At 55.0% G+C, this 10,379-nt stretch carries 11 protein-coding genes; 3 read left to right on the top strand and 8 right to left on the bottom strand.

Annotated features, from left to right (window positions below; genetic code table 11):
• Together ACR0BK_RS11340 and ACR0BK_RS11335 are read left to right on the top strand one after the other, a co-directional pair.
• Positions 1-184, top strand: a 184-nt coding sequence (locus ACR0BK_RS11340; RefSeq protein ID WP_480554720.1) for a hypothetical protein, incomplete at its 5' end; no start/stop codon positions are given.
• 51 nt (positions 185-235) lie between these two features.
• A complete protein-coding gene (locus tag ACR0BK_RS11335) occupies positions 236-529 on the top strand; it encodes a hypothetical protein (RefSeq protein ID WP_480554718.1) in 294 nt (97 codons plus the stop codon).
• A gap of 60 nt (positions 530-589) precedes the next feature.
• Here ACR0BK_RS11335 and ACR0BK_RS11330 read toward each other — a convergent pair whose 3' ends face one another.
• The 4 genes from ACR0BK_RS11330 to ACR0BK_RS11315 form a co-directional block, all read right to left on the bottom strand.
• A complete protein-coding gene (locus tag ACR0BK_RS11330) occupies positions 590-859 on the bottom strand; it encodes a DksA/TraR family C4-type zinc finger protein (protein WP_480554717.1) in 270 nt (89 codons plus the stop codon).
• A gap of 57 nt (positions 860-916) precedes the next feature.
• Complete coding sequence (locus ACR0BK_RS11325; RefSeq protein WP_480554715.1) at positions 917-1,891, bottom strand: Gfo/Idh/MocA family protein; 975 nt, start codon at positions 1,889-1,891, stop codon at positions 917-919.
• Between the two features lie 277 nt (positions 1,892-2,168).
• Positions 2,169-3,065 (bottom strand): RNA polymerase sigma factor RpoH, encoded by an 897-nt coding sequence (gene rpoH, locus ACR0BK_RS11320; protein ID WP_480476596.1) that lies wholly within the window; start codon positions 3,063-3,065, stop codon positions 2,169-2,171.
• A 142-nt stretch (positions 3,066-3,207) separates the two neighbouring features.
• Positions 3,208-4,245, bottom strand: coding sequence for an RluA family pseudouridine synthase (locus ACR0BK_RS11315; protein ID WP_480554714.1), 1,038 nt, complete (start codon positions 4,243-4,245; stop codon positions 3,208-3,210).
• On the opposite strand from ACR0BK_RS11315, the gene ACR0BK_RS11310 reads away from it, so the two are divergent.
• On the top strand, positions 4,244-4,546 hold the full coding sequence (locus ACR0BK_RS11310) for a DUF6476 family protein (protein WP_480521142.1): 303 nt from the start codon (positions 4,244-4,246) through the stop codon (positions 4,544-4,546). The two genes, ACR0BK_RS11315 and ACR0BK_RS11310, sit on opposite strands and share 2 nt — an antisense overlap.
• A 5-nt stretch (positions 4,547-4,551) precedes the next feature.
• On the opposite strand, the gene ACR0BK_RS11305 is transcribed toward ACR0BK_RS11310, so the two are convergent.
• The 4 genes from ACR0BK_RS11305 to ACR0BK_RS11290 all read right to left on the bottom strand — a co-directional run bounded on the left by ACR0BK_RS11305 (position 4,552) and on the right by ACR0BK_RS11290 (position 10,186).
• Positions 4,552-6,459: an ATP-grasp fold amidoligase family protein gene (locus tag ACR0BK_RS11305; RefSeq protein ID WP_480521140.1), complete on the bottom strand. Its 1,908-nt coding sequence runs from the start codon at positions 6,457-6,459 to the stop codon at positions 4,552-4,554.
• A 26-nt stretch (positions 6,460-6,485) separates the two neighbouring features.
• Complete coding sequence (locus tag ACR0BK_RS11300) at positions 6,486-7,505, bottom strand: glycosyltransferase family 2 protein (protein ID WP_480554713.1); 1,020 nt, start codon at positions 7,503-7,505, stop codon at positions 6,486-6,488.
• 55 nt (positions 7,506-7,560) lie between these two features.
• Positions 7,561-8,232 (bottom strand): class I SAM-dependent methyltransferase, encoded by a 672-nt coding sequence (locus ACR0BK_RS11295; protein ID WP_480554712.1) that lies wholly within the window; start codon positions 8,230-8,232, stop codon positions 7,561-7,563.
• Between the two features lie 94 nt (positions 8,233-8,326).
• A complete protein-coding gene (locus tag ACR0BK_RS11290) occupies positions 8,327-10,186 on the bottom strand; it encodes a glycosyltransferase family 2 protein (protein WP_480554711.1) in 1,860 nt (619 codons plus the stop codon).
• Positions 10,187-10,379: the final 193 nt, after the last annotated feature.

The raw sequence follows: 10,379 nt of genomic DNA, 5'->3' as shown, positions 1-10,379 counted from the left end.
AGCGCACCCTGCGCAACTTGCCTCGGTCCCATCATCAGCAACTCTCCTGCAACTCAAGAGAATTGAATCAGCAGCCAAAGCATCGCTCAAGCAGAGTTTTTCAACAGTATCCGGAGACAGCCGCTCTTCACTGAAATCAGATGAAGGCCCGCTTCGCAGGGAACCGATGCACGTCCCAGCTTGACGTCATGTTGTTTTGCTTAGCAAGTGGCATGATAAATAGGGCGAAGAGCAGATGGAAAGCACGATAACCACTTCAACCAATGGAAACAGTTGGGAGATTGTTCCGGCCAACACCTTTGCAGGAATTATACTTGGGGTGTTGTTCATCTACTTGTTTTTTCGCCACCTCATGTTCGTACTCATGTTAATGGATTTAATTCTGGGTTGGCTGCGAAAGTTCAACTGGTTCCCAAAGAAAGGGAAGCGCGGGAAGACATTCATTCATTGGGTCATCGCGTTGGCGCTGTTTTTGGGATTTTTGTCAGTGGCAGGTTCTGCAGGTTGGTTGGAGTTCATTCCTCAATAGCTGCCATTCATACGCAGCGCGGCATCGGTAACTCTGGGCTCTTAGAAGCCAAACCCGAACTCACTTCAACTGGCTGTCTTTTGACCCACGCCGATTGACGCCGCCGCGCGCTTTGAACGCGCCATCGCGTTCCTGCTGGCACTCAAGGCACATCTTCACGCCCGGCAAAGCAACGCGGCGTTTTTCAGGGATCGGCTCTTCGCATTCGGCGCAATGAGTCAGGCTTTCACCTACAGGCCGCTTTTGCGCCTGCATCCGCGCCAGCTCATCCGAAATCGACGCTTCGATCTGTTCGTTTACTGCGCCGTCGCGCGCCCAGCCTCCGGCCATGGGTCTTCTCCTGCTAAACGTACGCAAAAGGATAGCCGAGCCCGCGCAAAGGGCAAGTTACAGCGAAACTGCACCCGCGAACACACGATCAATCACCTCTTGCGTCCCCCGAGAAAACTCCAGCGGACAGGGATACTCTACCCCTTCCCTGACCGAGCGGCAGAAGGCCTCGACCTGAAGCTTGTAATGGTCCGCTCCGGGGAACCGGGTAACCAGTACCTCAAGCCCCGGGCGATGCAACTCGACCCGGGCTTCACCAAACACACGCGCATTAAACGGTGTTGTCAGGCGGATCAGGCCATTGTCCCCGTGAAACACCATTTCCTGATGGGGATGCATCCGAATGGACACGTAGCTTGAGTAGGTAAAACCGGGGAACTGCGCGCGAATTTCGGTGAAGATGTCGATTTCATCCTGCCAACGGATGGCTGACTGTATCGCCACAGGTTCCTGCCCCGTAGCAAACCGGGCGCCGCCGATCACGTAAACACCGATGTCACGCAATCCGCCGCCGCCCGTTTCAGCACGGTTTCGAATATTCTGGGTATCTGCCCGATTGTCGAAGCTGAACGCCCCGGTTACATGCACCAGATTTCCGATTGCGCCATCCGCAATCAGTTTGCGTGCCAATTGCCATTGGGGGTGGTGCACGATCATATACGCCTCGGCAGCAAGCAGGCCGCTTTCGTCGCGCTTTTGGATCAATGCGTCAAACTCATCCGCCTTCATTGTCATCGGCTTTTCGCAGAGCACATGTTTGCCGGCATCCAGCGCTTTCAGGCTCCATTCCACATGAAGGTGGTTCGGCAGTGGAATGTAGACCGCGTCGATACCGGGGTCTGCCAACAGCGCATCATAGCTGTCGAACATGTTCAGGTCGGGACAGAAAGACAAAAAAGGTTCAGCCTTTACCGCATCCGACGTCGCCAGCGCAGCCAATCGCGCCCCGTTGGAGGCATGTATCGCCGGTGCCATGTATTCACGCGCGAATTTCGCGGCTCCCAACACGCCAAACTGAACCGGTTTTTGCATAACGCTCTCCATAGATGTTCGAACCCCAAAGGGTTTGTTCCCCTGCGAGGTCCGCAGGATCGACCTGTCACACCGTCATCGAAATGAAACGCGTCTTTGCCCTACCATAGCTTTGACCCTGCGGCCATTCTTTTGGCTTCACAGTCAGGATAGCGGCCTCAGACGATCAACTGGTAATGAGTCGTCAGGATGCGCCGGGCATGTGCGCGTAGAGGAGGTTTCTTCGCACAAATGCAAAAAACCAGCCCGCAGCTATTGCAGCAGGCTGGTATCGTGGTCAGCTGACACCCAGCATCCCTTTTTCACGCGCAAGATCCCGCATTTTCCTTTGCAGTTTCTCGAACGCGCGAACTTCGATCTGTCGGATCCGCTCGCGGCTGACATTATATTGGGCGCTGAGGTCCTCCAGCGTCACCGGCTGATCCAGCAACCTGCGCTGAGTCAGGATATCCTTTTCACGGTCGTTCAACACGTCAAGCGCCGCAGCCAGCAACTCGCGACGCGCTTCCAGCTCATCGCGCGCCTCATAATCTCCGGCCTGGTCGGCATCTTCATCCTCAAGCCAATCCTGCCATTGCATCGTGCCTTCGCCTTCGGACCCGACCGTGGCGTTCAGAGACGCGTCCCCGCCGGACATGCGGCGGTTCATGCTGATCACTTCCTCTTCGGTCACACCCAGATCATTGGCGATTTGCGCGACATTTTCCGGACGCAAGTCGCCCTCTTCCAGGGCGCCGATGCGCGCTTTGGCTTTGCGCAGGTTAAAGAACAGCTTTTTCTGCGCCGAGGTTGTGCCCAGTTTAACCAGCGACCACGACCGCAGGATATATTCCTGAATCGAGGCGCGAATCCACCACATGGCATATGTGGCCAGACGGAAGCCTTTTTCAGGGTCAAAACGTTTGACCGCCTGCATCAGGCCCACATTGGCTTCGGAAATCACTTCGGCTTGCGGCAAACCGTAGCCGCGATATCCCATGGCAATCTTGGCCGCCAGCCGCAGGTGCGATGTCACCATCTTATGCGCGGCTTCTGTGTCCTGCTCTTCGACCCAGCGCTTGGCCAGCATATATTCTTCTTCCGGCTCAAGCAGGGGAAACTTGCGAATCTCCTGCATATAGCGGTTCAGGCCGCCCTCGGGCGTCGGCGCGGGGAGATTTGCGTAATTTGCCATTATGATGTCCCTCCGACAAATGTTTAAGTCTTTAACATAGGATATGGGTAAAGAACCCATCCTGTTCAAGAGGTGCTGCTAACAGTCTGAAATTAATCTTTCATGAAGGAAAGATAAGAAACTCTTACTCACAGGACTTTGCTTATTGTGTCAGCGGCGCGCGAAGCGCGGCAATCAGGTTCTCCATGTCTTGCGGCAGTTCGGCCTCAAACCGCAGGTGTTCGCCCGTCACCGGGTGCTCGAACCCCAATACGGCGGCGTGAAGCGCCTGCCGGGGAAAGTCGTACACGCATTCGGCAGCGGCGGGCGTAAACGCCCTGGTGGCCAGTTTCCGCTTGCCACCATAGATCGGATCCCCGACAAGCCCATGCCCGGCATGGGTCATATGAACACGGATCTGGTGCGTTCGCCCGGTCTCGAGCCAGCATTCGATCAGAGCAAGACCAGCAGGCGTGCCAAATGTTTCAACTACCCGCGTGCGTGTCACCGCGTGACGCCCGCCATGAAACAACACCGCCTGCCTTTGACGGTCGGTCTTGTGCCGCGCAAGCTGGGTGGTCACACGCATGATGTTTCCCGGCTCAAAGCTCACCCCTTTGACGCCTCGCAGTCGGGGATCACTTGCATCCGGAACCCCGTAACACACAGCGCGGTAATAGCGTTCGACACTATGTGCTGCGAATTGTTCGGCCAGCCCGTGATGTGCGGCGTCTGATTTGGCGACCACCAGAAGACCGCTGGTTTCCTTGTCGATCCGGTGAACGATACCGGGGCGTTTCACCCCCCCAACACCTGACAAAGCCTCACCGCAATGGTGTAGCAAAGCGTTGACCAGCGTACCCCCGGGCGAGCCTGGCGCGGGGTGCACCACCATGCCTGCTGGCTTGTTGACGACGATCACGTCTGCGTCTTCGAAAACAACCTCAAGCGGGATGTCTTCTGCACCGATGTGGCTGTCTTCAGCCGCGGCCACAGTTATGACGACCTGCGCCCCTTCGGACACTTTGGCCTTTGGGTCCTGCATCCGGGTCCCGTCGATCCGAACTGCGCCATCCTCGATCAGGCGCGCCAACCGCGTGCGCGACAGGTTTTCACCGTCTGGCACATCCCGCGAAAGCGCCTTATCAAGGCGAGGCGGCGGATCGGCCGCGATCTGAAACTCAATCTGGCGGGTGCCCATGACTGTCCCTTCCGAACCCCAAGAACCGCAGGAAACCCCGCAGCTGCGATTGCTGCGGCGGATGGTCATGCTGCTGACCGCGGTGATGATTGGCGGGGTTCTAGTGACATTCGCCCTGATTGTCATCCGCCTATCGGACCGCACACCCACCTTGCCGGATCAGATCGACTTACCCAATGGTGCGCGAGCACAGGCCCTGACCATCGGGTCCAACTGGTATGCGGTCGTGACCGACGACAATCGTGTCCTGATCTTTGACAAGACAACAGGAAAGCTGCGTCAGGAAATCGCCGTCGAGTAACCGGATCAGTTCGGGAACAGACGGGTACCGATCCAGGCCTCACCCATCTGCACATCCAGTTCGGGCGTACGCATCTTGCGTTTTCCGCCAAACGGGCAGAGCGTGATTTCGCCCAGATAAATCTTGTCGCCAATTACATAAAGGTCCACCCGCGCAAACTCGACACGTTGCCCGACGGCTTCGGCTATTGCGACCATATCGTCAAACACCTTTGGCTTGGGCTCGGTGTCATCGCTTGTCCGGAAATACAGCTCTTTCGGGATGAAGTTGAAATCCCGGTCGTGGATCATCTGCACATGTCCCCGAGAGCGGTCCCGGTCGACCTGAACAATCTGGACCTTTCCGGCGACAACCCAGAATTTCCAATCGATGATGTCCTGACCTTCAGCCGCCAGATCCTCTTCAAGGAAATAGCGCGTGTCGATCGTGGAATACCACCATTCTGCCGCCCAGAACCCGTGGGGAATGGGTTTATTGCTCCAATTGGCAAGCTTTTCCTGGGCCAGGTTGCGGTCTTCTGTGTTCATGGGCCAGGTGACCCTATGGTTTTGCCCCTGCCCGTTATTGCATTTGAGCCAATAGCTGCCCGGCTCGAGGTCGAGGTCTTCCGGCAACTCAGGCGAAGATGAGACCCAATAGCGCTTCACCGGTGTAACAAGGTTCCTGGCTGGTTCCGGGATATAGTTCTCCGCCGTCAATCTGTCTGCCGGCGACACTTCAGGCATCTCGCCAAACATCTTCATGACCAGGAGTTTTTCTGTAAGCGTCTTCGGCGCACTCAAGTCTGGCAAACGGCGGTGCGCTTCAGAAAACTTAAAGATAGATAGCATCAGCGCATTCAGACGCGCCGGGTCGTTGGCAAAGTGGTCCCAACCACGCAGAAAGCCGTCGCGCGACTGATCCTGTGCTCTGTAAAGACCAAGATTTTGGATTTTGTCCAACTCGAGCTGCGCGAATTTGAGGTACTCTTCGCGTTCGGATAACAAAGCAACGGACATCAATCCGCCAGTCGCTGCACTGATCTCTTCTTTCGTCGTCGTTAAGTCAGGAAGCACATCGGGGAAACTAACAGGCTTCGGCGCCCTTCTGCCGCCACGTGGCAGTGGTGCGTCGGTGGGTCTGATCCCCAAGCTGCGCAGCCTGCGGTCCAGGAATGAATAACGTTTTACACCCTTTGCAATCCACCAACGCATCCGCCGCCCCCATAGATGGACGGCTAGCGTTTCATCCTTGAGGTACTTATCGCGAAATTCCCGTGCATGAATGTCGTTCGCCTGACCCGTTTGCCGAAACGGCAAAGGGTAAAAGATCGGAGGTGGGCTGGCATGCCCTATCTCGCCATGATGCTGTAAAAACCATGTCATGACCTCTGGTCCATAAACACTGTGCGCCTGATCCGAGGCATGAGGCAACTCACCAGCCTTTTTCAGGCGTTCCAGCTTTTCGCGTTCCTCACCTTCTACCCACGGGCGGATCGGGAATGGATCAAGGCTGTATTCCGTATATGCCTTCAAAGCAGGGCTATCGGATGGCAACCGCATGATCGCGTTGCAAATCGTGGTGCGATTGAAGAAACCAAACACGTGATCCGCTTTCGGGACAGGCTTCAAAGCAACGACATCTGTGTCGCACCAGAGGAAATCGGTTTTTTGCATCAATTGCAGCCTGAAAATGTCAGACTGCGGGACCGGTGTTTTGAACTGGTTGTTCATGATGAACTGCTGCGGTTCGTGAATTTCGTTCGCCGAAACCAGTTCGATACCTTCGGGTACGTTTTCGACCTCGCCATAGTGGAACAGCACGACCCTGTGTCCGTTCGCAACAAAGGACAAAAGGCACATCTGTTCCAGAAAACTGAGAGGACCTTCCAGCCAGAGCATTCCGATTGTAGGAAGAGTGCTTTCCGCAGCCATATGCTGTTTCTCCGAGGGCAAGTCTTTCAGGACTCGGGCAGATTTTCGCTAGAGGACGGTTGAGTGTCCGCCGAAAGGCGCGCGTGCAATCCGCGGTCTTTTGCAACAAATTCAGCAGCCGGCTTATTAAGAAGCGTCTGGTAAAGCGCATTGTACTCTGGCTGTTTGAGAAGGTCTTCGATCAACGCCTTGTGCCACAGGAATGCTTTTCGGTGCAGCCGTGCAAGCCGTTCGTCGGACTGAAATTCTGCCATCACCGCGTCAACGTCCTCCTTGTACCTGAGGATCGTCTCATCCGTCGCGCCACCCCGGTTCCAGCGGTCCCAGTATTCCGTTCCCAGCGTCTGCGAGGAGTGGTTGGCGCGCCCACGGCTGCGCTTGGCCAAATAGGCTTGTGTGGAGCGGACCGCGTAGTGATTGATCTGTGCAATCTCAAATCCAAAAGGCGGTGCAACATGGTTCCCAAAGGGTGCGGGTTCTTTCGCGTGCCCCCCGGGAACAGACCGGAATACACCTGCCTGAAACTCGGACTTGGGATGCGGGTTGTGCAACCCATAGCGGAGATAGACGTCGCCCTGCCGGAACAGGGATTTGACGAACCGGCGCCCCGCCCCGCCCTGCTCATACTCCAACTCACCATCGAAAAACCGCTGTGTCACCGGCGCGTCGCGCAGAATATGGCGACCGCTGTTTGAGAATATCTTCCATGGTATGGAAATGACGTCCACGCCCGGCGTCGCCTCGATCAGGTCGTCCACTTTGTGGTTTCCGACGTGAATATTCAGAAACTCATCCGCATCGCAGACATAGACCCATTTGGCTTCTTTCACGACGGGCAGACGGCGGGCCTGTCGCAGTGCTGATCTGTGAATCCCACCTGTGCCCACGCGGTTCCTGTGAAACTCAACATGACCCAGGGCCTCAAGGCGGCGCAGAATTTGGTTCGTACCGTCGGTGCAATCGTTGGTGTAAACAATGATCCTGTCGAAACCCAAAACTTTATGATGAGCCACCCATTCCAGAATGTACGGGCCCTCATTTTTCATCGCAGAGATGAGGATTTTTTCAGGCTTGTTCATCGCTGCCATTCACCCCAGACGCTTAGTCGCCCTGTTTCTTGCTGTCATCTTGCGGGGTGATTTTTTCAATAGCGATCTGCGCACCAGCAATTGCCCGGATACGCAATTCACGGGGGTGTTTGCCCAGAAACTCGTTGACGGCCCGGATCACTCCGTCGCCCCACCACCCCCGGCGGTGGTAATCATCAAACGCCATGATCCCACCCGATTTGATCTTGGGAAACAACGCCTCTAGGTCCGCAGTAACACCTTCGTAAGAATGATCCCCATCGACATAGGCAAATGAAATGCTCTCATCGTCAAAAAGCTTTAATGCTGGCACCGAGAAATCGCGAATAATGCCAACCTTGCCCTCCTCGATCTCTTTTTCGAAGGACGTGACGACCTTCTGGAAGATGGCTTCCATCTTTTCGTCTTCGGTCCTGCCAACAAACGCCGTTGTATGCGATTCCTCGCCAATATGTTTCCAGGGGTCGATCAGAAACAACTGACTGGGTTCAAGCAACTTCAGGATTGTCGGAGAAAACTCGCCCTGCCAGACACCGATCTCAACAGCCACCCCACCCTTGGGAAGGCGCGTCAGGAACGTACGTCGGATCGCGTCTTTTATATTCTTGCGTTTGGTTGCCTTGTCTGCGTTCGGTTTATTCTGGCTGCCGGGAACAGCACCGATCACTCTGGGTTCGTTTGACATCTCGACCTCACTTGCAGACGGGTATTGATTTCTCGCGAAACCCGTTTTGTTTATTGGGCAATGGCTAACATGTCGTTGCTTCAAGAACCAGAAGCTATGTGTCGTTTTTGGAAAGTGGTGGCAACTTGTCGATACCAAGCCACGGAGGCTCGAGGCTTGTAACCCGATAGTCACTCGCTTTACTCGCAAGAAAACGGTTGATAGCCGAAGACATGCCGGAATAAGACCCTTTGCCCCGCCTGTAGGATGTAAAGGCGATGCTTCCGCCCGGAGCCAGAACCCTGTCGATCCGGTTCAACAGCTGCAACATGACACGCTCGGCCCGAACCCCGCGTATGATCACGACACCAACGCTTTGATCTTCAAACAGCTTCAGCATCAAAGGCGGCAGCGCCCGGTAGACCCTCAGACGCCCAGCGACGATCGGTTCACGGAAGTACTCCAGCAATGCATAGAAGGTGCGATCCAGGGCCTGAAGTTTAGGATCTTGCGTTGTATCCTTGCAGGCGAACGTATCCCACGACAGCCCCCATGGCCCGATGATCGTCAATTGCGCAACTGCATCCAATGCAAGTATTTCTTCTACGATTTCGGTCTCGACATGCCCGATCAAAACCCAGTTCTTCTTGCCGCTGATTGACCTCAAGAACCGCTGTCGCTGCTCTTTCGTTCTTTCAACCTCCGGAGACACTGGCGGCAGGAAAGATGAGTCCTTCGGATCGAACGGCAAGTCCACCTGTTTTGCATCAGTGATTAATGCATGCTGCGCCGCCGCTTCTTCGTACTCCATGGCCGTTCCCAGGGAATCCAGCCGGGTAAACCAGGGGTAGTTATTGGGTCTTGAGTTTTCAGATTTGGACATCTTGCCCAAACGCGTCCATTTCGCAACTTGCGCGAAAGAAACTTCGGGGTCTTTGTAGGTCTCCGCAACAAAGGAAAGATCGCCTTCTTCCATCACGCCCAGATCCAGCGCCTTTATATATCGCCCCCCGGCAAAATTCTTGTACCGAGTTATGAATCCCTGTGCGGCCTCTGTTTCACGTATCTCCGAGATACGGCGCTTGTGATAAGCAACAGCTTTTTCGTGCAAGTCTCCCAGAACACGATCCGCACGTAGTTCATCATACGATTTTCCAAGGCGGTCCAATTTGGAAAGGATCGATAATTCTTCAACTTTGTTGAAGCAATGCATGTGCCAATAGGCTTGTCCCGTTGCCTCCATCTTGGGATGAAACGCGGTTGTGTTTACATCCCCCCGCAGCCGCTTCATCAGATAACTCTCGATGGATCGGACGGCATAGTGGTTCATCCTGAAAAACTGCTGCCCAAAGGCCGCGCCAGTAGTGGAATGGGACCAACCATTTCGCCGCATTGCAGGTGGCAAGGGATCTCCGTCACCATCAATCCATGCAAAGCTTTCGGCCTTACCGGCGATTGGGCCACGCGGACGGTGTGTGTTGATTGCCCGATAAGACCCGTTGTTTCTGACAAGCGATTTGAAGGCACGCACATTCTGCGGCGTCACCACCCCCAACTCTGCTGCAGATGTGAATTGTTCGATCACAAACTTGTCTTCAAACTCGACAATCCCATTGTGTCCGAACATCTGCCATATCGCGGCAAAGCCATCTGCATGTGGAAAGGTGCGAAACAGATCGTCCAGCGTACCGTCCCCAACACGGATATCGAGAAATTCGTCGACATCACAAACCAGAATCCACTCGGCTTCAGCGTACCAGGGATGTTCCATAGCGTTCGCATAGGCCGACGCCTGCGGCCCATGCTTCCAGGGACCGGGGTTATCGATATGCGCCAGAAAACCCAGTTCCTCGCATCTTTTCAAGATCGCGTCAGTGCCGTCGGAGCAGTCATTCGAGTTAACGATGAAATGCGTAAACCCGATCGAAAGGTAATACGCGATCCATTCAAGGATGAACGGCCCCTCGTCTTTCATCGTTGATATGACAAGTCTCATCGCACCTACCCGCAACCATGGCCCGCAAATTCAGGACGAAGGGAAAAATCGCATCATTGCAGAGGCATGGCGCGCTTCCCGACACATGGCTTAGTTACGGGCCACGGATTTGCAATGCAAGTGAACAGACAAGAACGGCAAAGTCAGCTTCGCATAAGCTGATCCGCACTTC

This window comes from Ruegeria sp. AF1 (genome assembly GCF_056542125.1).
Note: the sequence above shows the minus strand (reverse complement) of the source record. Positions and strands in the feature narration are given on the sequence as shown.